Here is a 23657-nt window from a genome sequence, read left to right as displayed (position 1 = left end):
GGCCCGCTCACGGGAGCCCGCACATCTCAAGGCCCCGTAGCTCAGCTGGATAGAGCGTCCCCCTCCTAAGGGGAAGGTCGTACGTTCGAATCGTATCGGGGCCGCCATTCGAAAATGCTGAAATTCCTGCGGTTTTAGGGCATTTTTGCTCTCGCTGGTGTGCTGCGGACCAGCAGGCGAAAACAGGCCAAAACAGCCAAAAATGAGGCGGAATTTTCCCCAGATTTTCCCCGCGCTGCCGGGTAGGCTGGCCCTCGACTGCGAGGAAAACCATGGGTGCGACGCTCGACCTCCTGCGCGAGATGTTTCCCGGCAAGGCCATGCTGACGGCGGACGACGTCGCCAAGGTGTTGGGGCGGGACGGCAACCGCGCCGGGCGTGAAGCCGTCACAGCAGGGTTGCGGCGGGGCGACCTCTTGCCCGGTCTGCGGAAGGTCATGGGGCGCTGGCTGGTTCCGATCACGGCGCTGGCCGACTGGATCGACGGCTTAGCTGAACCGGCGCAGGTTTCGGCGCCACCAGTTGGCCCGGCTCCGCGAAGCGTCGCCTCGCAGCCGCGGCACGCAATGGACGCGCCGCGGCGAGGTCGACTGCCCAACAAGGTGCGGGAGGCCCAGCGCCGGGCGCGGGCGAATCACTTCATGGGCGAAGTGCTGGCTTTGCTGGAAGCCAAGAGCTTGAGGGCAACGCTCCAGTCCGTTTGACGTCATGGCTCGTCTGGGATTCGCAGCGTCACGGTCCAGCGGGCGGCTCACTGCGGTCGCCGCGGATCGACCGTCGTGGTTCCGGGCGGGAATCGGTCCATTCCGATCATCATCGGCGGTCCAGTCATCGAACAGGCATCACTTTCGTGCCGAAGGCGTTCTTGCTTCGCCGTCCCAGTGGGCTCTACGCCCGTTTCCTTCTTCCCGCTGACATCCGTGTCAAGACAGGCACGCGGTATCTGGTACGCCCCCTGCGCTCGACGGGCGACGCCGCGCGCCTGTTGGCCGCTCGCATGGGCTATGCTTTGGCGCAGGCCTACAAAGTATCCGATGCGTCGGAGGGGGCTTGGATACAAAAGTCAGCTTGAGGGCGCGGTTCGGTCGATGGCCTTCTCCGCCTGCGCCGGCCACGAAATCTAGGTGCCGGAGGTGTTTACGATCAAGCCCTCGGTCCTGTGGGTTGCGCCCGAGTGACAGAGTTCGGGGTCGATACCGGGGGCCTTCCAGGTCTGTGGTTACGTGGGCAGCATGACTTGGTCGCCTCTTTCTTACTGGAAAAATCGACCCGTCGCTAGTCGATCAAAGGGCCGGGAGGCCCCAAGCGTCCCGCCGGTGCGACGAGCCATCAACGGAGAGCGACGAATGCCCGAGGCGACGTTCGGGCGCCATGCATCGATCGACCTGCTGCCTCTCGAACGGGAGGCACTGCGGGAAGCGTTGAACGAGGACAGGCTGGCCCGTCTGGGGCTGAGGGTCGACAGCCGCGGTCGCGTGCTGTTAGCTGGAGGGAAGGAACTGTTCCCGGTGGGTTTTGCCACTGCTCTGCGGAAGATCGCCGCGGAGTTCGGCGCGCCGTCCGCTAACCACTTCGGTGACACCCACTTCAGTGACGTCACCAACATAAGTCTCTGAGTTACCGACTCATGTGACAGATCTACTATCTAATATTCCAGTTTTCCCTAGTACTTCGGAGTAACCGAAAAAACCGTTGCATTGCAATAGTGTTCAAGAGCTTGGCCGCAACTAAACGAGTGGTGTGTCAATCACGATCGTCAGATCGCGTTGCTAATCTAGCAACTCATCGGTCCCGTCTGTATCAGATGCCTGCGCAGGTAGAGCAGGCGGCTGCAGAGTGAGAAGGCTGGGCCGAGGCGGATAGAACCCCTGTCGGCCGTGGGTATGACTGTCCGTGAACTCGATGGCTTTCAGCATTCTTGCGATAACCGGGTCTACGACTTCGTTTTCCAGCACGATGATCTGACCAGGGCCGTCCCAGCGTGAAAGCCAGCGGTAGAAACTTTCGTTGACCGTTGCCGTGGGAATGTCCCTGTCCGTGTCGTCTGGCGACTCCTTCTGAGCATAGGCCTTCAGGGGCGAATCCAGCACAACCGCTCCAAGGTGAGGATGTCCTTGTGTCAACGCATACCGCATCAGCGCGATAGTTAGGGCCGTCCGGAACAGGCCGCGCTTGCCAGCACCGTAACTAAGCCTCCGCCGCCCGTCGACAACTAGATCGCAGACGGCTGCATCGACGTAGACCGATCCGATTGTCGTGAAGCCCCAGTCGACCAGCATCTCCCGGGCGAGCTTGCCGACTTCGGTGTCGTGCGTACCACTATTACGGACGAGGGCTGTTCTTTTCTGCTTCTTCTCCTGCTCCAGCCGGGCGATTTCCTGCTTCAATCGCGTGGCTTCATCGAAGGCTCCGAGCAGTGAAGATAGCCGCGTGTGCTCTTCAGCCAACTGGCGCGGATCCGCATCGAACTCCACCGCTGCCGTTCGCAGGATTTGCGTCTCGTGTTCTTCTAAGTTCTTCAGCGACCACGTCAACTGTCGCACCTCTGCCGTAGCTCCTTCGATCCGGACTTGTTCGTGGGCCAAGGACTGCTGCAAACCACGCCGAAGTTCGCGAATTTTCTCGGCTTCGGCGGCGACTGCATCGCGATACTTCATAGGCGCCCTGGGCTTCAAGTCGCCTGGATCGATCTGTTGCTCAATGGGCGTGCCGCACAGTGGGCAGGGTGTCTCCGACAGCGCCTCAAAGAACGCGATCCCCTCGTCCGTGGCACCTAACCTAGCGAGATCATTGGAATACTTCTGGTCGAGCAGCGTGAAACGCTCGTGGATAGACTTTGCACTGGCCAACCGTGTTGCGGCGCCGCCGAGTGCCTCGCCTTCCACCGAGATTTGTAGGCGAAGATCCCTCAGCAGCGACGAACGGACCTGAAGCTGGGTAGTAAGCATTCCGAGGGATTCATCGACCCGCTCAAGTGCTACTACGGTCGATTCGCGATCAACGTCAGCCGGGATGCCTGCTTGAGTGCGGGCGAGTTCCGCCTCTGCGAGAGCCAGCTTGCCCGCAGCCTGATCCTTTTCGGAGTTGGTTTTGTAGAGCTCAATGGCGGAATCGTCGAGACCAGTCAGAAAAAGCGAAAAAGAAGAGACTCGCTTTGGCGCCGCGGGTCCCGTGCCACTGGTAGCTTCCTTCGCGATCATGTCCGGCTGGGATAGCAGCGCCCAGTGCCTCAGGTCGTCGCCAGTAACTGGGCCTCTCTCACTTCGCGAACGAAGCATTTGTTTGCCGCCGGCTCCGGAAAGCTTCACCAGGAGCTCACCTAGGTCCTGGTCGACTGGTTCCAGGCGGTTCGGCGCCCCGTCTGCAGCATGCACGGGGTCCAAGCGCACAAAGATTGCAGCTGCTCCCCCTGCGATCGCCTTACGGACGAGGTACTCGTACTCACCGTGAGTGAAGACCAGCTCCATCGAGTCGTAGCCGGCTGACTCCGGAAGATGCTCCGGTGCAGCGCTTCCACCTAACAGATACCAAATGCAGTCAAAAATGTGGGACTTGCCTGTGTCGCTCGGGCCGCGCACAAGGTTACGGAGGCGGTCGAAGCCTACTTCCGCGGCAACAACACCTGGGCCGCGAACGGTCAGCCTCTTGAGCGCTATTGCCATGGTTGGCCCCTATGTTGGGCACCTTCGAATTCTGCGCCCCAGAGGTGACCTTGCTGGGTGAACACTACCGTCATCTCTTTCGAGTTTAAAGGCGAAAACTTTTCTGCGGCCCACCGGCATCGCCCTTCCAGCTCGCGCAGATAGGGCGACGTCAGCGCGCCAACCATGGCCCTCGCCACGGCGCCGGCGTAGTAGGTGATGCCGGTCGTGTCCATAGTGACTGCGACGAGGCCGCGGGTGCTCATCAGGTACAAACCTTGCTCGATCAGGCCGCGGCGGCTCAGATACTCGCTGCCGCGGTAGGGTACGGGTGTGTGAAGGCTAGGAGGACCACCGAGGTCATCCGAGTAAACCACCGCGTAGTCGAGCAATACGAGCTTCTGCAGGTCGGCGCCAGCCGGTTGCAACGCGCTTAGCAGATAAACCATCCGAACACCCAGTTCGAACGGCGAGTTGAATGCGGCAACTTGTATGGGTTTGGATTTGGACCTTCCTATTTCACCCACTTGAGCCGCCCTCCATTGACAAGATGATGACAAGTGCCGGGAAGGTCGCCACCACGCAGCTGTGGCGACAGCCGACTTTCTTGGACCTGCAAGGACGACGCCTTGTCTATGGCGGCATCGCACCTGTCCATGCCGGTTTTGTGCTTGAGCTGCGCCACTGTCGGCCTGATGCCAGCATGGACCATATCCAGCAGTCGCTCGAACTCCGGTTCGTTGGGGTAAATGTCCCTGCTGAATCGCTGTAGTCCCTCAGCGCAATAGAAAACTTGCCGTTGGGCGGCGAAATGTTCTTCGTAGGCGCTGCCGACCACATCGCCGCGCGTGACGGACGAAGTTTTGTGTTCTGAGTAGACGCGAAGGAGTTCGTCGATATAAACGTCCTCGTTGCCGGCGGGTTGAGCCGGCATCGGAGCGTCGTCGCCGCGCTCGGCAACAATGCCGAACAGCTCGTAATGGGCCGATTTGTTGCGCGAGTGCCACGCCAGCAGGTCGTGTACCGGGCATTCAACGAAGCGGTCGAAATCGAAGTCATCGATGGCAGCTTGGACCTCCAGGGTCAGCTCGGCGGCCCTTCTCTTCATCCCGGTATTCTCGGCCTTCCACGCGTTCAGAAACGCCGTCTTAAATGCGCTGGCCCCAGCAGCCATTAAGTTGTGAAGGTCATTGCCGACTGCCCTAGGGCAGCAGATGTAGTAGGTCTTCGGTCGAGGGTAGGTCTTCAGCGCAAGCTGCTTAAAGAATTTCGCCATTTCGGGAAATGCATCGCCGGGTGTCAGCCCATGCGCATAGTGCTTAGCTTGATATAGATCCCAACCGTCTTCTACCAGTGCCTGGTCAAAGCGGGCCTCGATATCTCGGCCGCCATCGCCGGCGCCGCCCATGCGCTTCGCAACCGCGTAATGGTTGCCGTCAGCGAGCACTCGCCCTCGTGTCGCGACCAGGATGAACTCTTCCCATTGCTCGGGATTCAGGAGAAGAATCTGCGCCGAGGGCTGAATGACACCGCCCTTGGCAACCAACTGGCTCATTTTTCTATTGCGGGTTGCGCCCGATTTTTGCTGCATAGGTTCCAAACCGTTGCCCGGTCCTCGATTTCTACCTACATAAACGTAACGGTGTAATGTGCAGCAATCCAACTTCCGCACCGTAGCGTGCAAAGTCACATGGTACCCCGCCGAATCTAATCTTGCAGCGCGTGCTCCCGGACGCTCTAGCTTTATTGGCAGATTGAAGCAAGGTACACGTCAGATGCCGGGGTCCATCTTTGCTTCTGCAAGGCTTGGTAGTCCATGCTCATCTGGGCAGCGAGCCGATCGGCATTTAGTTCATAGAACTTTCCCGATTCAACGTGCTTTAGAATGCCATCGTCGAGAAGGCGTTGGACAACCAACGGGCCATATTGGTCTTTTTTCATCATTCTCGCATGGTCGATTTTAGCGGCTAGTCGTCGCAACGATCCCTTGCTATGTGATCTAAACGCAGTAAGCACTCGACGTGTCCGGCGACGCAAGATCTCGATAGCGTCACTGGGTGCATGTGGCGGGGTGGTCGCGTATTGCGACCATGGATACGCCTGAACGCCCGGAAGCGCTACGCTGAAATCTGCGCCATGCACTGAAATGGATGCCACCTTCGCCAAATCAGACTCCACTGCGGAAAGCGCAATGGTGTACGTGCCGTCCTCAGGCTTTCGGTGAGATTTGTAGGCATAGATTTCGCGGGCATTGAACTCTATGCGCGTGGCATCGACAGTGACTGGATCCGTCAAAGTCGCTGAATTGCCGTCGCCAATGATGACCGTGACTGGTGCAATGACGCTGATTCCCGAAAGTGCTGTACTGAACGAGAGTGGGCTGTCCGGATCGCTCGCGTAAGGACCGTACGACCGGCCTTGTGCTGGCACTTCGTCTGAGTCCTGTACAGTTGAGAGATTAAATTCCACTTCAATTTCTGGGTCATCGTCGCCGATGACTTCCAACTCCGGGCGCTCGCGTTGCGATGCCTGCATGCCGAGGAAGGTATAGAGTAATCCGACGTGGGACAAGGGTAGACGGGCAGGGTTGATCGCAGAAGGATCTTCGAGTGCATTGACATATAAATCGAAAACTAGGCCGGAGCCGATGTTCGGGCGAGCGGTAAGTATCTGGCGGGCCTCGTCAGAAATCTTCGCGTTTCGCAAGGCCCACACAAAAACGTACGCGGCGAAAGCCGCGTTGGAGGGACGATTTGCGCCGTCAAGAAACGGATGTTGTGGCGCGAACTCCATGACCATTTTCTCGTAAATCTCACGCACATCTGGATCAGAAATCACAACAGATTCCGACACTGGTGTATGCAAAATCGCTGACGAAAGACGACTTAACTGCTCAGACGGACTGTAGACCGTTGCAATGTCGAGTTGGGTGGGGAGGGGCGCCGTTTCTCTGAGCTGGGCGAGAAGCTTCTCTTGTTCGCGAACAAGGATGGCTTGTGAGATTTTCTCTATAAGCTCTGCTGGCCCTTTTGACGAAAGATCATTCGTGCGTGTCGCCGGATTGAGATTTTCTTCGTCAAGCGTGAAGGAGCAGATGGCATCCAGAACCGGCGCATACCCGGCGAACCTTTTGTCACTTCCCCCAGGCGACTTCATCAGCTTAGTTCGAGTCTCGACCGCGAAATCTTCGAACGACTTAGAGTGTCTAAGATAGGCAGATCGCATCTTTTCGCTTCGCGACGCTATCGCATTCAGCTTTTTGCTTATGAATCTTTTTGCTTGATCCTCATCAAAGAAGTCGATCTGAAGTAGGCAGGTTTTTACCCCGCTGTTGTCCAGGATTAGCCAAGCGTCCTCGGCTGCTGACGCCCTGCCAAAGATGGCGGCGGGAAGTGCGCCGTTGGTGCTGACGATGTTTGCGAGATCCAGCAGTCCTGCCGTAAACCCTTCGGGGCCGGACCGAAGTTGTGCTTCATCAAGGGCATCAACGACCAGGCCAAGTCGGCCAGACATGACCTCAGCGAGAGCGTCGAAACCGAATGCATTTGCGATGCCGCCGACGAAGAAATTGCCACCCAATGGCTCGGTCTTGGCCAAATCGACGATCACTGTTGATGTTTCGGCCGCCAGGATCCTCGCGTAAGTACTTTTGCCGACAGCGCCAGGTGCTGCAACGACCAACACTTGCGCGGTAGTCGGATCGCCTTCGATGACCGTAAGTTGCGGCTCAACAAAAGTAGAGTCGCTGGGGTGGTCAGCTATCCAGCCAGATTTGTTGCTGTTGGCCTTGCCGTGCGCGCCCTTGAAGCGGGTTTTCCAGTTTTCTTCAATTGTAAACATGAGCAGCCTTTTTTTCGTGACCATTAGTGATATAAATTATTTATCACAATATTCAAATTTTACTCGCTCAGTCGCAGTAATTGCTGCGATCCGAGAGCGAACAAAAGCGGTTGCTCGGAGGTTCCAATTGCAGCAGTTGAACATCCTTGCCGCAGATGGCCCGCCCCTCGTCCCATCCGATTACCTTCTTGTTTCGATCGAAATCGACAACAACCGGCGCGCAGGGCGGGTTCTTCCAGATCAGCACCAGCGAAACCGATGGGTCAGGAGTTTTGAAGTCGCCCTTGTCGGTGGGCAGAACCGCCCAAGTTGGACGACCGAGGCGGCCGATGACTTCGGAACGCGTCAGTCCGTTGGCGAGCTGGCCGGCCTTCGTGGACAGGGGCGTGATTTCCTGTGCGCCCTGCAGTGCCACGGAAAGAAGTACTAGCGACGCGATCATGAAGTGGTCCTGTGGGAGAGGGCGGCGAAAAATGTTTGCTCGGACAACAGGGCGCAGCGTCTGCGTCAGAAGCTCGCCCTCAACGCCAGCGCATCCAGTGTCTGCGCGTTGATCGTCCCGGTGACCTTCAGCCCCCGGTCCGCCTGATACTTCTTCAGTGCTGCAATCGTTGCCGCGCTCATGGTCCCGTCCACCTCTCCGGGGTCGTAGTTCTTCAGCAATAGCGCGGCCTGAACCCTCATGACCAAGATGCGCAGCGCGTCGCGCGTACGTGTGCCCTGAGTCGCGGCGCTAGCCGGTGGTTCGACCTCGACGCCGGGCATCGTGTACAGCGGTGCGGGCGTAGATTGGGACGGAGCTACTGAAGGCGATGCGGTGGACTTCCGCGTCGGCGCTACGCTGGTTGCCGGCGCTCGCGAAGGAGCCGTGGCGGGCGCGGGCGGCGGCGAATACACCGGCGCCCGTGGGGCCACGTAGCCTGAGCCGCCGCTGCTCGAATAGTGCGACGAGTGGGACGAATGCGATCGATGGCTCGAATGGCTGCGGTGTCCACGGGCCAGCAGCTGGGAATCGGCGTTCAACGACTGGGTGTGCGTGTACCGGTCCAGATCGGCGTCCGTGTCGAGCGCGGTGGTGGGCGGCACCATCGCGGTAGCGTGCGACGCGCCAGCTGCGCCCAGCCCGACGACCAGCTGAACGAACTGCTGCAAGCGCAGTTTGAGCGGGATCTTGGTGCTCATGCTTCGACGACCTCGGTTTCGTTCAAGGGCCGGATGCCCCGCGGCAGCCAGCCCGGTTTGACCCATTCGAAAAATCCGGCGCACGCGCTCCGGGCGGCGCAGCCCGCGCAGGCGTCCAGGTACCGCTGCTTCCAATCGGAAATGCTTCGGCGCGCGAACGGGCGAAGTTCGGACGGGAGCACGCACAGCGGCAGGTTGTAGAGCGAGACGGTCATGCCGCGGTTGGCCAGGTGGTGCACGGCCTGCGTGAGCGGACCCTTCATGTCGTCCGGGTCGATCCATAGCGGGTCGCGGTTCGCCAGGGCGAAGCCGATGGGTTCGAGTCCCATGAAGGCGACGTGGACCGCGGACGGCACGTGGCGGTACAGGAATTCGGCCAAAGCCGGCAGGCGCGCGACCGTCGGTGCCGTCAGCACCACGCGGATTTCGATCGACAGGCCGTGGCTGGCCATCAGCAGCAATCCTCGCATGGTTTCCTCGAACGCCCCAGCGCTTTGGACCACGTAGTCGTGGACCGACGCCACGTCGGCGTACAGCGGAACGCCCCAGGTCAGGTGCGGGTGCTTCACGGCGCCGACCGCCGCGGCCAGCCCGGTCGTGCCGAACAGGCGCCCGTTGGACAGGACGTGGATCGGCGTGTCGGGTAATCGGTCGCGGCACGCCCGCAGCACCTCGACCAGGCCGTCGCCCAGCAGGGTCGGCTCGCCGCCGCTGATGCCCAGCTCCGGCGTGTGGCGGTCCAGCAGGGCGACCACCTTCAACATGTCCTGCACCCGCCAGTCGTCGTCCACTTGGCGCGGCGGCTGGGAGCACATCAGGCAATAGCTGTTGCACCGCTCCGTGGCGAACAGGGTGTTGGCGTTGGCGCCGCGGCGGTACCGGGTTCGGATCCGGCCCCGCTGGGGCAGCAACTCGATGACGTCGCCGGGTGCCGCTGCAGCGGCATGCGCCAGCCGAACGCGGAGCGAGGAACCGGTGTTCCTCCGGCGGGTACCGGGGACGTCGACGTCAGCCTCGCGGGCGCTGACGACGGCGTCAGCGGGGCCTCCAGGTCCGCTCAGCACGGCACCCCAAGGCAGGTCGGGGACGGCCGAATCCGGTTTCGACGCCAACCAGGCGCACCGCTCCGGCGGGGCGTCGCTGAGCGCGAAGCTCAGGCCGTCCACGACCTTGAGCAGGCGGTGCGTCGGCGCACCCTCGAAGCTGGCCGGGGCGTCATGCGGCTGCATGGAACACCTCCGGTCGCTCCGGCCTCATCTCGCTCGGGTTGCGGCGCTGCACCCAGCTTTGGAACACGCGCAAGACGTCGGGATCGCCCTCGCGCAGGTAGCCGAACAGCAGTTCGAACATCCCGGTCTGGCGCGCGCAGAACGCCGAGGTCGGCCGGTAGCCGTGGACGTCACCCTGGCGCGCGTACGCGTCGACCGGGTCGGCGCCGCAGTAGGGCTGGAACGCGCAGTCGCTGCAGCCGGGCAGCGCTTCCGTGAGGCCGGCGGCCAGGATCGCTTGCATCGGTTCGGACAGCATCAGGTCGCGGTAGGGCTCGTGGACCGATCCCAGGCAGAAGCGTTCGTCGCCCTCCGCGGCGAGCATACGGGCCTCGTCGCTGGGGTAGACCTTGCCGGTGTGGTCGTAAACCAGTACGCCCAGACCGGCGCCGGCGGGCGAGCGCAGGTCCATGTAGCCGTGCGAGAAGGGCGTCAGGATGCTCGTCAGCAGCACGGTCGCATAGGCCTCCGAGATCGCGTGCCCTTCGAGGTTGCGCCGGATCAGGTGCGCCAGCGCCCGACGGTAGAACGTCAGGAACTCCTCGGTCGAATAGCCCTGACGCGCCAGGCCGCGCTTGGCGAAGCCGTAGGGGCTCAGGGGACGCAGGAAGATCGACGTGAAACTCTGCTCGACGTAATGGTCGACGATGGCCTCGGGCTGGGTCAGGCTGGCGCGCGTCAGCGTGGTCAGCGCGTTGACGTGCTCGGCGCCCAAGGCTTCCCTCGCCGCGGCCACGCCGGCCATCGTTCGGGCGTAGCTGTCCCGCGTCGGGAGCGATCGGTTGAGATTGTGGAGCGTCTCGGGGCCGTCGAGCGATGTGGACAGCTCGAAGCGGTACTCGCGGAAGAACGCCAGTTGTTCGGCCGTAACGCCGTGGAGCGTCGACGCGAGCACGAAGGTGATGGTCCGCCGCGCCGTCCGATTCCGTTCGCCCACGTCCTCCACGATCCCGCGGATGCGATCGAAGGCGAGCAGCGGTTCGCCGCCCTGGAATTCCACGGTCAACTGCCGGGCCGGCGATTCAAAGAGCCGATCGACTGCCGCGCGGGCCGTGGCCTCGTCCATGTCGAAGCCGGCGCCGCCCTCGGGCTGCCGGCTGACTTGGCAGTATTGACAGCTGTGGTGGCAACGCAGCGAAACGACGAAGAGGTGGAGCGAGGGGCCTTCGAACACAAAGGCCTTGCGCGTGCGCCAAGCGACCGCGTGCCGGTCGAGCGGGATGGGGCCGTCGCCGCGGTGGAGCAGGTCCAGACCTTCGAGGTCGAGTGCGAGGTGCGAATGGGGGGCGAGCTGGTGGCGGGCGAACGCCAGGAAGTCCGCCTCGCTGAGAAAGGCAAACCGACCGCTGTCTCCGGTGACCAGCACCTCGTCCGGGCGGGAGGACAGGCGGCCAAAGCGGAACGGCAGGAGGCGGTAGCCGGCGGCGGCGGGCGGCTTAAAGGCTTCCGGTGGGCGGAACTTCACGCGCCGGCGCCCGGCTCGCGCAGCGCCGAGCGCAGGGCGGCCTCGACGATCAGTTGGCGGAGCGGTGCGGTCTCCGCCTCGATGCGGGCGCGCAGCACGTCGTCTAGCAGGGCGGCGCGGAATTCGCGCTCCAGTCGCTCGGGGTCATCAATAACGCCTACCAATCGAACCACGGACCGGTCGTCCGCCGTCTCAACCGACAGCGAACACCGGCCGGCGAACCGGTGAGCCGTCCGCTGAACGACCGAATGGGCGGCTTCACAATGCTGAATTGTGAGAAAAAACGGTGTGTTGCTCACGTCAGCCCCCTGAGTAAGCACGGCCACGGTACCACGAGAGAAAAAGGTATCCAACCGTGCAAATGTGCCTCAGGCTCCCGTGCGCCTATTTCCCTTCAGAAGCATTGGGACAACCCAAAATAAAGCAGTACTGCCATTCGAGAATCTAACCTCTCAGGCTGAGATTGGGTTCGAAGGGGGCTATTCGATTACTGCCCACTCCAGAGCCAATTCCTCGACTGCTTCGGCCACATGCCAGTACTTCACGATGCTACGAGTTCGGCGGGTTGATCCTTTAGCAATAGGTATACTAATTTCGTCCTTAAGGAAATGCTCTGTCTCACGACAGCGATACTAAGGAGTGAATGGGGTGGGAAGTTCATCTGGTCCTGGTCTTTACGGAACAGGTGCAATGCTCCAGGCACTCCGATGTATCTGAACTTTGACTGTCACTTGTCTTGTTGCTCACGATGCTGTTTGCAGTTGCGTGCACTTCCGCCCGACTTCTGATGGTTGCTGCCATTGTGCTCGCCTGAGGCAAACCCCCACCGGATTGCGTAATCCAGGTTCACTCTTGCCGGATCTGTGCGGAATCATCCCACCCGCTCGTTCCCGCAAGGTAAGGGTATAGTTCCGCCGCGGGGCTACTCGCGGTCCCGGTGCCAATTTGGAGTTGAATCATGAAGATGCGACTTGCCGGCCTTGCGGCCGCGCTGCTGGTTTCCCCGCTGTTGCAGGCGGCGGCGCCGCTGGAGGCTTCCAGCGAGGCATTGCGTGTGGACAAGGCCGCCGCGGCGGTGCGTGAGCAGTGGAAGGCGGCCACGACGGCGGGGGCGGCGGTGCCGCAGCTGGGGCTGCCGGCGCTGGCGCAGGAGCGGGTGGAGGCGATGCAGCGGCGCAATCGCGAGTCGCAGCAGCGCCGGCTGCAGATCGGCATTACGCGCAGCATCGCCAGCGAGGCGGTGGCCGATGTGCCGGGCGCCGAGCTGACGGCGGTGGCCGGTGGCAATGTGCTGCGGCTGGACGTGGTTTCGCCGGGTGCGGCCGGCCTGCGCACGGCGCTGCGCGTGGGCAGCTGGCCGGACGGCGTGCAGCTGCGCGTGGCGGGTGCGGTGTTCGGCGATCACATTTATGCAGTGGACGGCAAGGCCGCGCGCGCCCAGGCCGATGCCCAGGGCGTGTTCTGGACCGCGGCCACCGACGGCGAGCGCCAGCGCCTGGAGCTGTTCATTCCGGCCGAGGTCGACCCGGCCAAGGTGGTGCTGGCCGTGGGCGCGCTCAGTCACCTCGTCGTCGCGCCGCAGACCGGCGCCGGCCGCAGCAAGGCGCTGGGCGATTCCGACAGCTGCAACGTCGACGTGGTCTGCCGCGTCGGCACGCTGGGCGAGCCCTTCGTCAGCATCAAGAACTCGGTCGCGCGGATGATCTTCCAGTCCGACGGGGCCGCGTATACCTGTACCGGCACCCTGCTCAACGACCAGGACGCCGCCACCCAGATCCCGTATTTCTTCACCGCGCACCACTGCATCGGCAACCAGAGCGAAGCTTCGTCGCTGATTACGTTCTGGAACAACGAGACGCCCAGCTGCGGCGTGGACGCCAACGGCCCGAACACCCAGGTCGGCGGCGGTGCGCAGCTGCTGTATTCGCAGGGCAGCACCGACGGCGCGCTGCTGCGCCTGAACAACACGCCGCCGGGCGGCGCGGTGCTGGCGGGCTGGAATGCGAATGCGCTGACGCCGAATACGGCGGTGATCGGCGTGCATCATCCCTCCGGCGACATCAAGAAGGTCAGCCGCGGCAATCACAGCGGCACGCGCGCGAACGTCAATTTCGGCGGCCAGAACGTGGACAGCACCTGGAAGTCGTCCTGGTCGGAGGGCACGACCGAGCAGGGCAGCAGTGGCTCGGGCCTGTTCACGCTGAATGGCTCCGGCTACCAGCTGCGCGGCGGCCTGTTCGGCGGCGGCGCCTCCTGCGGCAATACCGGGCAGAGCGAGGCGGCGGGCAATGTGGATTTCTACTCGCGCCTGGACCAGATCTTCCCGTCCATCCAGCAATACCTGACCACCCAGGCCGCCGGCCCCACGCGCGACTACAGCGGCCAGTGGGACAGCCCGGGCGAGGGCGGCCGCGGCCTCAGCCTGTTCTCCTACGGCAACGTGCTGTTCGCGCTGTGGTTCGTCTACGACGGCCAGGGCCGCGCGCAGTGGAACCAGCTGGATCCGCAGTGGGTGGGCGCGGATGCGGCGCAGGGCAAGGTGCTGCGCTGGACCGGCCCGGCCTGGGGACCGAACTACGATCCGCGCCAGCTGGTGCGGCGTGACATCGGCACCTTCAGCCTGACCTTCACCTCGGCCACGGATGCGACCTTCACCTACAACGTCGAGGGCGTGAACCGCACCATTCCGATGAAGAAGCTGCCGTACTGATCCCTGCCCGGGCCGGCCCTGCCATGGGCCGGTCCGTCCGCCGGGCGCTGGCGGAATTGGCGCTGGCCAGGCGGCTGTCAACGGTGGGATGGTTGCGGCTTTCACGCCGGAGCCGCCCATGAGCCTCACCGTGTTCGATACCGTCAAGGTCACCGTCAACCGCAATCTCGGCGTGCTGGACACGCTGCTGGAAAAGGCCGCGGCTTCCGCCGCGGCGCGCAATTTCGATGTGTCCGTGCTGCTGAATGCGCGCCTGGCGCCGGACATGTTCGCGCTTACGCGCCAGGTGCAGCTGGCTTCGGATTTCGCCAAGGGCATGGCCGCGCGCCTCTGCGGCGTGGCGCCGCCGTCGTTCGAGGATGTGGAGACCACGCTGGACGAACTGCGCCAGCGCATCCGCCGCACGCTGGATTTCGTCAACAGCCTGGACGCGGCCGCGTTCGCCGGCGCGGAAACGCGCGAGATCCGCATACCTACCCGCAGCGAAGAGCTGCACTTCCAGGGCCAGGACTATCTGCTCGGCTTCGCCCTGCCGAATTTCTACTTCCATCTGAGCGCGGTCTACATGATCCTGCGCCACAACGGCGTGGAGCTGGGCAAGCGCGATTTCCTCGGCGTGCCGAATCCGCGCTGAGCGGGTTTTGTGCAAGGCCGCGTGGTCGAAAGACGGCGCGGTTCTTGTGCGAATGAACCGGCAGGTCCCGGCTCGAAGCTGCCGGGTCTGAGGCGTCCTGATCCGCGGACGCGCCGGCACGCCGCGCCTGTCCGCGGGTTACACGAGATTCAGCCGCCTCGGGCACAATGCGCCCCGCTGCGGGACGACCCGCGGCCTTGGCCGATTCTGGGGACGACCCCGCTTACACGACGGGGTTTGCCATGTATCACTGGATGCTGCTGATTCTTGCCGGTCTGTTCGAGATCGGCTGGGCCGTGGGCCTGCGCTTTAGCGATGGCTGGTCGCGCCTGGGGCCGTCCCTGCTCACGCTCGCCGCGATGGCCGTCAGCTTCGGCCTGCTTTCGCTGGCGCTGCGCGGGCTGCCGCTGGGCACGGCTTATGCGGTCTGGACCGGCATAGGCGCGGTCGGCACCGCGATCGTCGGCATGCTGTTCCTGGGCGAGAGCGTGAGCCTGCTGCGGCTGGCCTCGATCGGCGTGATCGTGCTGGGGCTGATCGGGCTCAAGCTCGCCACCTGAAAAATTTCTTGTACTGAACCGTATCGGCTGGCCAGTGCCTGTGTGGCAGGAGTAACCTGCCATGCAGGCCGGCCCGTCACTGCGCGCGCTGCTGCGCAATCGGCGGACGCCGGCCCGTGTCGCCGCAGCGACTCGCCGCTGCGGTGCCCAGCGCCGGCGGAGTCCGGCGTCCGCTCGCACAGGCCGGTCCGCGCGGAGGCGCCCCGGCTACGGAGGCCAGGCCATGTCCGAACCCCGCCTGCAGCAGTTCCTGTACGACCAGTGCATAGGCTTTGAAACCATCCACCATGCGCGCACCGCCACCGCGCACGACACCGCGCTCAGCGCACAGATCCCCGAACAGGCGATGGCCAAGACCGTCATGGTCAAGATCGATGGCCGCATGGCCATGGCCGTGCTCAGCGCCGCGCAGCGGCTGGACCTGGGTGCGCTGCGCCAGGCCACCGGCGCGGCCGTCGTGGAGCTGGCGCTGGAAAACGAATTCACGCCGCTGTTTCCCGATTGCGAGGCCGGCGCCATGCCGCCGTTCGGCAATCTGTACGGGCTGGATGTCTATGTCGACGACAGCCTTTCCGATGACGAGGAAATCGTCTTCAACGCCGGCTCGCATACGGAGCTGATCCGCATTCCGTTCGCCTTGTTCGAGCAACTGGTGCACCCGCGCCATCTGCGCCGCATACACCGCCTGACGCATTGAACGGTGGGCGCGCCCTGCGCCGGCCGGCGGACCGAAGACCGCGCCGGCCGCCGTGCCGCGCGGCCAGGCGGAGCGGCTACGGCTTTGCGCCGGCCGCGGCGTGGCCGCCGCCCAGCGCGCCCAGCAGGTCTTCGATATAGGTCCGGCTCGCCCGCACGGTGCTGCCGTCGCGCAGATGCAGCTGGGCGTCGCGGTTGGACAGCGGCTGCAGCGAGGCCACCGCCTCGATGCGCACGATGGCCGAGCGGTGTATGCGGACGAATTTCGCCGGATCCAGCCGCTGCGCCAGCTTGTGCAGCGCTTCGCGCAGCAGCCAGCTCTGCGTGCCGGCATGCAGCACGGCGTAGTCGCCGTCGGCTTCGATCCAGCTCAGCTGCTGCACCGGCACGATGAGATTGCGCCGCCCCAGGCGCACGCTCAGGCGCTGCACGTAGGCGTCGGCCGGCGCGGCGGGAGCGACAGCCGGTGCACGGCGCAGCGGCAGCAGCCGGCGCGCGCGCTGCAGGGCTTCGGCGAAGCGTTCCTCGTCCAGCGGCTTGAGCAGGTAGTCGATTGCGCCCAGCTCGAAGGCGCGCACGGCGAAGCTGTCGTAGGCGGTGAGCAGGATCACCAGCGGACGCTGCGCCGGCTCCAGCGCGGCCAGCATGTCGATACCGCTGAGCTGGGGCATCTGCACGTCAACCAGGGCCAGGTCCGGCGCCAGTCCGCGCAGGCCGGCCAGGCCGCTGACGCCGTCGCCGAATTCGCCGACCAGCTGCACATCGGCCTGTTCGCGCAGGCGCGCCGCGACGCCGGCGCGGGCCAGCGGTTCGTCGTCGATGACGACGGCGCGCATCAGCGCGCCTCCCGCGCCGGCCGGCCCGGCGCGGCTTCGCGCCAGGGCAGTTCCAGGCGCACTTCAAAGCGATCGGCGGCGACCAGCGCTGCCTGCAGGCTGGCGGCACCGCCGTAGAGTTGCTGCAGGCGTTCGACCACGTTGCGCAGGCCGATGCCGGGCTTGCCGTTTTCGCGCAGCTCCTGCGCGGCGGATTCTTCCATGTCGTTGCTCAGGCGCAGCTGCAGGCGCGCGCCTTCGCGCCGCACGGCGAGTTGCAGGCGGCCGGGCTGCAGCCGCGGCGCCAGGCCGTGGCGGATTGCGTTCTCCACCAGCGGCTGCAATAGCAGATGCGGCACCAGGGCGTGCAGCGTGTCCTCCTCCACCGCGCGCTCGATGCACAGCCGTTCGCCCAGGCGCGCCTGTTCGATGGCGAGGTAGCTGTCGGTCAGGGCCAGCTCGTCGGCCAGGGCAACTTCGTGCGTGCCGGCGGATTCCAGCGTCGCGCGCAGGAAATCGCCGAGGCGGGCGATCATCTGGCGGGCCTCGCGCTCGCGTCCGGTCGCGACCAGGGCGGAGATCGCGTTCAAGGTATTGAACAGGAAATGCGGCTGCAGCTGATAGCGCAGCGCGCGCAGTTCGGCATCGCGCAGCCGGGCCAGGGCATCGACGCGGCGGGCCTGTTCGTCCTTGAGCGCGGCGTAGTAGCTCACCACCGCGTGCACGGCGCAGAACGCGACCAGGGCCAGCCAGACGCCGTCGGCGCCGCGGCCGCGCAGCAGGGCCGCGGGGCCGAACGTGGCCGCCGTCTCCCAGCCGGCCAGCACGCCCAGCAGCAGGCTCAGGCCGTTGGTCGCCAGCGCCATGGCATAGGTGGCCGCGAGCAGCAGCGGCGCGGCCAGCCACCAGGCCAGGCGCGGCCACAGCGCGCGCTGCAGCGCGGTCAGCGGCAAAGTCCAGCCAAGGAAGGCCAGCAGATAAAGCAGGCGATAGGCCGCGGCGTGGCCGTTGCCCAGCACCGGCAGCGCCATCACGATCATGCATACGCCGATGGGCAGGCCGGCCAGCAGCGGCAGCCAGAACGGCGGCCGGGACTGTGCCTGGGCCTGTGGCGGGACGGACATCGCGTTGCGGGCTCCTGCGGCAGCCAAGGGTAGCCTCAGCCGGGCCGGTTGACGGAGTAGATCACCGAGCTGATCTTCCAGCCGGCGTCGGTCCTGACCAGGTGCCAGGCTTCCTCGCCGCGGTTGACCTCGCGGCCGTCCTCCAGGAACACGAAGTCGAAGTGCACCGAGGCGATCGTGCCGTCGGTGTGGATTTTTATATCGCTGAACGTTTCCTCGATGCGCTCCGGCTGCGCGATCACCCGGGCGATGAATTCGGCGTGGTTGCCGGGTTTCACGCGCTGCGCGGCCACCCCGCGGGCGCGCCAGGCGGCGAGCTGGCGTTCCGAGGCGACGCTGAGCCAGGCGTTGTCCTGGGCGAGGAACAAGGCATAAAGGGTGGCGCCATCCTTGGCTGCCAAAGCGTACTGGAAGCGATCGACGATGCGCCGGATCTCCGCCTCTGCCGGATGCGCGGCATCGGCCGGCGCCGCGGCGGACAGGCACAACAACAGCAGGGCGGTGCGGCGCAGTGCGGGCATGCGGGGCTTCCGTAAGGAGACGGCGCCATTGAAGCGCGATCCCGCGCCGCCGCCCAGTCTCGCGGCCCGGCAGTGCTGCGGGACGGTGGCAGCCTGCGCCAGGACGGTGAAGCGGCGGCGCGCGGCCGCTGCCGCAATCATCAAATTTGCAAATATCTCAAGAGATCCTCGTCGCTTTCTTGCCTTCCGGCCGCGGCTGACGGCTACCCGCGGCCACTCCTGAGGAAAACCCCCGGTTGTGCGGCGGCGGGCGCCGGGCATCATGAAATGGCCCGTCCAGCCGCCGGAGCGCGCCGTGATCGTCCGCAAATACCATGTCGTGTTCGATGCCCAGGCCGGGGACTGGCAGCTGCGGCAACTGGACGCCGGCGCCTCGGCCGCGCTGCTGGCCCATTTCCCGACGCGGGAAGCCGCCGTGGACGGTTGCAAGCAGCATTGCCGCGAATCGCGCCGGCTGGGCTGGGTGGCCGATGTGCTGGCCTTCGACCGCCAGGGCCGGCTGGCCTTCGAGCAGCTGTTCGAGCCCGGGCTGCCCGCATGAGCCAGCGCCGCCTGCTGCCCGAAACCGCGCCGCCGCCGCCGCGCAACCGGCGCCGTCCGCCGCCGCCGGCCGTCCGCAGCTGGCCGGCCCTGCGCAGCTGGCCGCTGCAGGTCCGCGCCGTGCAGGAATCCGTGGGGTTGGTGCTGGTGTCGCTGCTGCTTTCCGCCGGACTGTTCTGGCTGCTGGCGTTGCGCTGAGCCGCGCGAATCCGGATCAGGCCGGCATCGGCCGGGTCTGCTCCGGGTGGCCGGTCCATCGCTTGATGCCTGTTTCCGCCTGCCGGCGTCGCGCTGAAACGGGCGGCACTGACGCGGAATCCGCTGGCGAGCGGCCGTCCGCTTCCCAGGCCCGGCGCCATTTCTCTACCGCCTGGCCCGCTTCCTGCTCTAATGCCGTAGCAGGCATTGCGTGCATTGCGGGGAAGCGTCATGAAACGAATGCTGGCCGGGCTGATGGCCCTGTGTGCGGGCTGCGCGCCGGTGCACTACCGGCCCATCGTCGACAGCGGCATCAGCCGCGGCGACTACGAACTGGACCTGGCCGACTGCCAGAACCTGGCCGCGCAACGTCCCGCCGGCGCCCAGGCAGCCGGCGCGGCCACCGCCGGCGCGGCGATAGGCGCGCTGTTCGCCCTGGCCGTAGGGCTGCGCGGGCGCGACGTGGCCCATGTCGCTGGCTGGGGCGCGGCCAGCTACGGCATCGCCGGCGGCGTGGAAGGTTCGCTGCAGCAGCGCGAGATCGTCGCGCGCTGCATGGACGGACGGGGCTACAACGTGATCGCGGATTGAGTGCCCGCCGGGCGGCGGAAACGCTGCCCGGCGGCTTTCCTTGCGCGCCTCGGCGGTCAGGCCGGAAGGCCGCGCTGGTACAGCCCCGGCCGGTTGATCTCCATATAGCCCTGCGCGTTGGCCAGGCCCGCAAAACCGTAGCGGCGGTACAGCGAATGCGCATCGCGCGTGACCAGTACGCTGCGCCGCACGCGGCCGAACAGCGGATCGGCCATCACCTGCTGCATCAGTGCCTGGCCCAGGGCCAGGCCGCGGTGTTCTTCCAGTACGTACACGTCGCAGAGATAGGCGAAAGTGGCCTGGTCGGTGACGACGCGGGCAAAACCCACCTGCGCGCCGCGCGGGTCGTACAGGCCGAAGCACAGCGACTGCGCCACCGCCGCGGCGACCAGTTCGCGCGGGATGCCGGGCGACCAGTACGAGCGGCTGAGGTAAGCGTGGACGGCGTCGAGATCCAGGCGCGCGGGGTCGGTGGAAATGCGGTAAGTGCCGCGCAGCGTGGGGATCCCGGTATCGGTGCCGTTGTGTCCGGCGGCGGGAGCCGGCGCGGCTGAATCATCGGCAGCCCTGGTCTGCACGGCCTGGCGCGTACCGGCGTGCGCGGCCGGCACGTCGTCCGCGGCGGCCTCGTCCGGCAGCGGCATATCGACCATGCCTTCGAGATAGAACACGCAGCCGCCTTCCAGCTCCACCCGTCCGTCGCGCAGCCGGCAGCGGATCTCGCCGCCGCGGGCCGAGGCCTGCCAGGCGTGCAGTTCGGACTTGCCCAGCCGCGCGCCCCAGAACGGCGCCAATGCGCAGTGGGCGCTGCCGGTGACCGGATCTTCGTCTATGCCCTTGGCCGGCGCGAAATAGCGGCTGACGCAGTCGTAGCCGTCATCGCCGGCGGCGGTGACGATCACACCGCCGCGGTCCAGTGCGGCCAGCGCGCGCAGGTCGGGGCGCAGCGCGCGCACGCGCTGCGCATCGTCGAGCACGGCCAGATAGCTGTGCTCATTTACATGTACCTCGCGCGGCTGGCAGCCCAGCGCCTGCACCAGCGCCGCCGGCGGCGCGATGGCGTGCAGTGGCCGGGCAGGGAAGTCCATCACATAGCCGCCGGCGCTGCGTTGCACCGTCAGCAGGCCGCTGGCGGTCTCGAACACGACTTCGGTGCGGCCGGGCTGCAGGCGCTCCAGCACCACCGCGGCACTGGCCAGGGTCGCATGGCCGCACAGCGGCACTTCCTGCACCGGAGTGAACCAGCGCAGCCGGTAGTTCTCGCCGCTGCGTACCAGAAACGCGGTCTCGGCCAGATTGTTCTCGGCCGCCACGGCCTGCATCTGCGCGGCGGGTGGAAAGTGCGGCAGCACCAGCACCGCGGCGGGATTGCCGGCGAACAGCCGGGTGGCGAAGGCATCGAGCTGGAACAGCGGCAGGCGCATGAGGGTGGGACGGCGCGGCTGGGGAAGGGCCAGTCTCGGCAGCGGACCTTGCCGTGTTAATGTCCAATTCCGGATTGGCTATGTGGAGGCGGCGCGATGGCGCGGGCGGCTGCGACAAAAGAACCTGAGTTCAAGGCCGATCCGGATTCGGCCGAACCGCTGTATCTGCAATTGGCCGGCCATATTGAAAGGTCCATTCGCAGCGGTCGCATCCCGCTGGATACGCGCCTGCCGTCGGAGCGGCTGTACGCGCAGCAGCTGGGCCTGAGCCGCACCACGGTGACCGCGGCCTACCAGGAGCTGATGGCGCTGGGCCTGGTGCGCGGCCATGTGGGCCGCGGCACCGTCGTCATCGCCGACGAGGCCGACGCGGCCGCGGGCGGCGCCGTGGCCTGGCCGCAGCTGGCCTCGCGCCTGGCGCGGGCCGCGCCGGCGGCGAGCCAGGAACCGGCGCCCGGCGTGGTTTCCCTGGGCAACGGCTGGCTGCATCCCAGCCTGGTGCCCGCCGCGGCGCTGGCCGCCTGTGCTGCAAAAGTGCTGCAAAGTACAGAATGCGTGACTCGTGCGGCGCCGCTGCACGGCCTGCCCGCGCTGCGCGCGGCCCTGGCCGGCTGCCTGCGCGCCGACGGGGTGAAGGCGGCGGCGGAGGAATTGCTGATTACCGGCGGCGCGCAGCAGGGCCTCAACGTGGTCGCGCGCAGCCTGGTTTCGCCGGGCGATGCGGTGGTTTGCGAGAGTCCGACCTGGCACGGCGCCTTCGCCGCGTTCCGCGCCGCCGGCGCCGAGGTGGCCGGCGTGGCCATGGACCGCGAAGGCCCGCTGCCGGCGGCGCTGGAAGATGCACTGATCCGCCTGCGGCCCAAGTTCGTCTATCTGATTCCGAGCTTCCAGTGTCCCAGCGGCCGCCTGATGAGCCTGCCGCGGCGCCGCGCCATCCTGGACCTGTGTGCCCGCTTCCGCACCCCTATCCTGGAAAGCCATGTTTATGCCGAAGCGCATTTCGGCGCACCGCTGCCTTCGCTGAAAAGCCTGGACAGCGCCGGCATCGTGATTCTGCAGGGCAGCGCCTCCAAGCTGCTGGGACCGGCCCTGCGCCTGGGCTGGCTGTTGCCGCCGGCGCCGGCGCTGCCGCTGCTGGCCGCGACCAAGGCCGGGCTGGATCTGTCCACGCCGCTATTGAACCAGGCCATCCTGGCGCGCTTCCTGGCCGAGGGCGGCCAGACTCGCCACCTGCCGGCGTTCCGGCGCGCGCTGCAGGCGCGGCGCGATGCGCTGCTGGCGGCGCTGGCGCGGCATTGTCCCGAACTGCGCTGCCTGGCGCCGCAGGGCGGCATCTATGTCTGGGCGCAGCTGCCGCGGCCGCTGGCGGCGCAGGAACTGGAGGCTGCGGCCCTGCGCCATGGCGTCGCGGTCAAGGCCGGCGACGCTTTCCTGCCCGAGGGCGGCGCCTCGGGACATATCCGCCTGTGCTATGCCGCGCCGGAGGCCGGCGAGATCGAGACCGGCGCGCAGCGCCTGGGCCGGGCGCTGCGGGAACTGCTGCAACAGCAGCGCGCGGCGCCGGTGGCGGCGGATCTGGCGCCGGTCTGAGGCGCATGGCTTCGTTCCGGCCGCGCCCGGCACTTGGGCGTGCGCCGCGCACCGGCTCGATCTGTCCGCCAATGGGGCGAATCCTGGCGCCGACAGCCGCGCCGAGCGCGTGCCGGCATCCTGGTCGCGCAAAAGAAAACGCCCGCCCCGCGTAGCGGGACGGGCGTCCGGTCAAGCGATTTCGTGCTTTCGCAGCGGGCTCAGCCGCCGCTGACGCTCTTCTTCAGCACGGCGCCCGGCTTGAACGCCGGAACCTTGCTGGCAGCGATTTCGATGGTGGCGCCGGTCTGCGGGTTGCGGCCGGTGCGGGCGGCGCGCGAGCGGGTTTCAAAGGTGCCAAAACCCGGCAGGACCACCGATTCGCCAGCGCCGAGAGCCTTGCCGATCTGGCCGATCAGGCTGTTGACGAAGGCCTCGGTCTCGGTCTTCGGGCGGCCGAGTTCTTCGGCGATGCGGGCGATCAGGTCCGACTTGTTCATTGGCATTTTCCTAAAGGGTGGCCGGCTATTGTGGCATGGACCGCCGCCGGGGGCGTAGTGCGGCCTGTCTCAGGTTGTGAAATTGGTTGAATTTCAAGGCGATGGCCCGCGGCCCCCGGCTTGGGGCCGGCGCGGCAGCAGGCCGGTTCGGCCCGGCGCACGCGGCGGCGCAGCGGTTCCGGGCCGGATGTTTTCCGGCCGCTCCGCCGTTTCCCGGCCAGCGGCCATTTGCGGCAATTGTCCGTCGCGGAAGAAATCCCGAGGCGGGGTCTTCGTCCGTGGCGTCAAGCCGGGCCGGATCATGCACCGATGCGTTTCACGCGAGCGTGAAGCCGGTTGCGCGCAGTGTCCGGCGCTCTGGCGATTCCGCACAGCGCCG

At 65.7% G+C, this 23657-nt stretch carries 24 protein-coding genes and 1 tRNA gene; 11 read left to right on the top strand and 14 right to left on the bottom strand.

The window, feature by feature from the left end; translation table 11 throughout:
* The first annotated feature begins 30 nt into the window (after window positions 1-30).
* The 3 genes from NM961_RS03945 to gmtX all read left to right on the top strand — a co-directional run bounded on the left by NM961_RS03945 (window position 31) and on the right by gmtX (window position 1616).
* Window positions 31-107, top strand: a tRNA-Arg gene (locus NM961_RS03945).
* A gap of 165 nt (window positions 108-272) precedes the next feature.
* On the top strand, window positions 273-704 hold the full coding sequence (locus tag NM961_RS03940) for a hypothetical protein (RefSeq protein ID WP_255911494.1): 432 nt from the start codon (window positions 273-275) through the stop codon (window positions 702-704).
* A 642-nt stretch (window positions 705-1346) separates the two neighbouring features.
* Window positions 1347-1616 carry a gamma-mobile-trio protein GmtX gene (gmtX, locus tag NM961_RS03935; RefSeq protein ID WP_255911492.1) on the top strand — a complete coding sequence of 90 codons (270 nt, stop codon included), beginning with the start codon at window positions 1347-1349 and terminating at the stop codon, window positions 1614-1616.
* 153 nt (window positions 1617-1769) lie between these two features.
* On the opposite strand, the gene NM961_RS03930 is transcribed toward gmtX, so the two are convergent.
* From NM961_RS03930 to NM961_RS03890, 9 genes are all read right to left on the bottom strand, one after another.
* Window positions 1770-3662 carry a hypothetical protein gene (locus NM961_RS03930; protein WP_255911490.1) on the bottom strand — a complete coding sequence of 631 codons (1893 nt, stop codon included), beginning with the start codon at window positions 3660-3662 and terminating at the stop codon, window positions 1770-1772.
* Window positions 3653-4168, bottom strand: a complete 516-nt coding sequence (locus tag NM961_RS03925; RefSeq protein WP_343231901.1) for an ABC-three component system middle component 2 — start codon at window positions 4166-4168, stop codon at window positions 3653-3655. Before NM961_RS03925 ends, NM961_RS03930 begins: the two co-directional genes overlap by 10 nt.
* Window positions 4156-5196, bottom strand: a complete 1041-nt coding sequence (locus NM961_RS03920) for an ABC-three component system protein (RefSeq protein WP_255911486.1) — start codon at window positions 5194-5196, stop codon at window positions 4156-4158. Before NM961_RS03920 ends, NM961_RS03925 begins: the two co-directional genes overlap by 13 nt.
* A gap of 188 nt (window positions 5197-5384) precedes the next feature.
* Window positions 5385-7481: a hypothetical protein gene (locus NM961_RS03915; protein WP_255911484.1), complete on the bottom strand. Its 2097-nt coding sequence runs from the start codon at window positions 7479-7481 to the stop codon at window positions 5385-5387.
* Between the two features lie 67 nt (window positions 7482-7548).
* Complete coding sequence (locus NM961_RS03910; RefSeq protein WP_255911482.1) at window positions 7549-7923, bottom strand: hypothetical protein; 375 nt, start codon at window positions 7921-7923, stop codon at window positions 7549-7551.
* Window positions 7924-7988: 65 nt separating this feature from the next.
* Entirely contained in the window at window positions 7989-8663 is a 675-nt protein-coding gene (hxsA, locus tag NM961_RS03905; RefSeq protein ID WP_255911480.1) for a His-Xaa-Ser repeat protein HxsA, read from the bottom strand.
* The gene (gene hxsC / locus NM961_RS03900; protein WP_255911478.1) at window positions 8660-9892 is read right to left on the bottom strand and encodes a His-Xaa-Ser system radical SAM maturase HxsC; all 1233 of its coding nucleotides are present in this window, start codon (window positions 9890-9892) and stop codon (window positions 8660-8662) included. The genes hxsA and hxsC overlap by 4 nt, the downstream gene beginning before the upstream one ends.
* Complete coding sequence (gene hxsB, locus NM961_RS03895) at window positions 9879-11396, bottom strand: His-Xaa-Ser system radical SAM maturase HxsB (protein ID WP_255911476.1); 1518 nt, start codon at window positions 11394-11396, stop codon at window positions 9879-9881. Before hxsB ends, hxsC begins: the two co-directional genes overlap by 14 nt.
* A complete protein-coding gene (locus NM961_RS03890; protein WP_255911474.1) occupies window positions 11393-11695 on the bottom strand; it encodes an HxsD-related protein in 303 nt (100 codons plus the stop codon). The genes hxsB and NM961_RS03890 overlap by 4 nt, the downstream gene beginning before the upstream one ends.
* 659 nt (window positions 11696-12354) lie before the next feature.
* On the opposite strand from NM961_RS03890, the gene NM961_RS03885 reads away from it, so the two are divergent.
* The 4 genes from NM961_RS03885 (at window position 12355) to NM961_RS03870 (ending at window position 15997) form a co-directional block, all read left to right on the top strand.
* Window positions 12355-14106, top strand: a complete 1752-nt coding sequence (locus NM961_RS03885; protein ID WP_255911472.1) for a trypsin-like peptidase domain-containing protein — start codon at window positions 12355-12357, stop codon at window positions 14104-14106.
* A 118-nt stretch (window positions 14107-14224) separates the two neighbouring features.
* Window positions 14225-14740 (top strand): DUF1993 domain-containing protein, encoded by a 516-nt coding sequence (locus NM961_RS03880; RefSeq protein WP_255911470.1) that lies wholly within the window; start codon window positions 14225-14227, stop codon window positions 14738-14740.
* Between the two features lie 242 nt (window positions 14741-14982).
* Window positions 14983-15300: a quaternary ammonium compound efflux SMR transporter SugE gene (sugE, locus tag NM961_RS03875; RefSeq protein WP_255911468.1), complete on the top strand. Its 318-nt coding sequence runs from the start codon at window positions 14983-14985 to the stop codon at window positions 15298-15300.
* Between the two features lie 223 nt (window positions 15301-15523).
* On the top strand, window positions 15524-15997 hold the full coding sequence (locus NM961_RS03870; RefSeq protein ID WP_255911466.1) for an aminoacyl-tRNA deacylase: 474 nt from the start codon (window positions 15524-15526) through the stop codon (window positions 15995-15997).
* 76 nt (window positions 15998-16073) lie between these two features.
* Here NM961_RS03870 and NM961_RS03865 read toward each other — a convergent pair whose 3' ends face one another.
* Genes NM961_RS03865 through NM961_RS03855 form a run of 3 tightly spaced genes read right to left on the bottom strand, consistent with a single transcriptional unit; the run spans window position 16074 to window position 18456 of the window.
* Window positions 16074-16832, bottom strand: a complete 759-nt coding sequence (locus tag NM961_RS03865) for a LytR/AlgR family response regulator transcription factor (protein ID WP_255911465.1) — start codon at window positions 16830-16832, stop codon at window positions 16074-16076.
* Window positions 16832-17935, bottom strand: coding sequence for a sensor histidine kinase (locus NM961_RS03860; RefSeq protein WP_255911464.1), 1104 nt, complete (start codon window positions 17933-17935; stop codon window positions 16832-16834). Before NM961_RS03860 ends, NM961_RS03865 begins: the two co-directional genes overlap by 1 nt.
* Window positions 17936-17970: 35 nt before the next feature.
* Entirely contained in the window at window positions 17971-18456 is a 486-nt protein-coding gene (locus NM961_RS03855) for a nuclear transport factor 2 family protein (protein WP_255911462.1), read from the bottom strand.
* 262 nt (window positions 18457-18718) lie between these two features.
* Here NM961_RS03855 and NM961_RS03850 point away from each other — a divergent pair, with 262 nt between their 5' ends.
* From NM961_RS03850 to NM961_RS03840, 3 genes are all read left to right on the top strand, one after another.
* Entirely contained in the window at window positions 18719-18997 is a 279-nt protein-coding gene (locus NM961_RS03850) for a hypothetical protein (protein WP_255911460.1), read from the top strand.
* Window positions 18994-19194, top strand: a complete 201-nt coding sequence (locus NM961_RS03845; protein ID WP_255911458.1) for a hypothetical protein — start codon at window positions 18994-18996, stop codon at window positions 19192-19194. Before NM961_RS03850 ends, NM961_RS03845 begins: the two co-directional genes overlap by 4 nt.
* Window positions 19195-19425: 231 nt before the next feature.
* The gene (locus NM961_RS03840; protein ID WP_255911456.1) at window positions 19426-19785 is read left to right on the top strand and encodes a hypothetical protein; all 360 of its coding nucleotides are present in this window, start codon (window positions 19426-19428) and stop codon (window positions 19783-19785) included.
* A 56-nt stretch (window positions 19786-19841) separates the two neighbouring features.
* Here the strand turns inward: NM961_RS03840 and NM961_RS24360 are convergent, their stop codons facing one another.
* Window positions 19842-21209 (bottom strand): PhzF family phenazine biosynthesis isomerase, encoded by a 1368-nt coding sequence (locus tag NM961_RS24360; protein ID WP_439334191.1) that lies wholly within the window; start codon window positions 21207-21209, stop codon window positions 19842-19844.
* Window positions 21210-21305: 96 nt separating this feature from the next.
* On the opposite strand from NM961_RS24360, the gene NM961_RS03825 reads away from it, so the two are divergent.
* Window positions 21306-22799, top strand: coding sequence for an aminotransferase-like domain-containing protein (locus NM961_RS03825; protein WP_255911454.1), 1494 nt, complete (start codon window positions 21306-21308; stop codon window positions 22797-22799).
* A gap of 200 nt (window positions 22800-22999) precedes the next feature.
* Here NM961_RS03825 and NM961_RS03820 read toward each other — a convergent pair whose 3' ends face one another.
* Window positions 23000-23278, bottom strand: coding sequence for an HU family DNA-binding protein (locus NM961_RS03820; protein WP_255911452.1), 279 nt, complete (start codon window positions 23276-23278; stop codon window positions 23000-23002).
* Window positions 23279-23657: the final 379 nt, after the last annotated feature.

Source organism: Tahibacter harae (assembly GCF_024437735.1).
Classification (GTDB): Bacteria; Pseudomonadota; Gammaproteobacteria; order Xanthomonadales; family Rhodanobacteraceae; genus Tahibacter; species Tahibacter harae.
The sequence above is the reverse complement of the archived record's forward strand: the minus strand, read 5'-3'. Positions and strand labels throughout refer to the sequence as shown.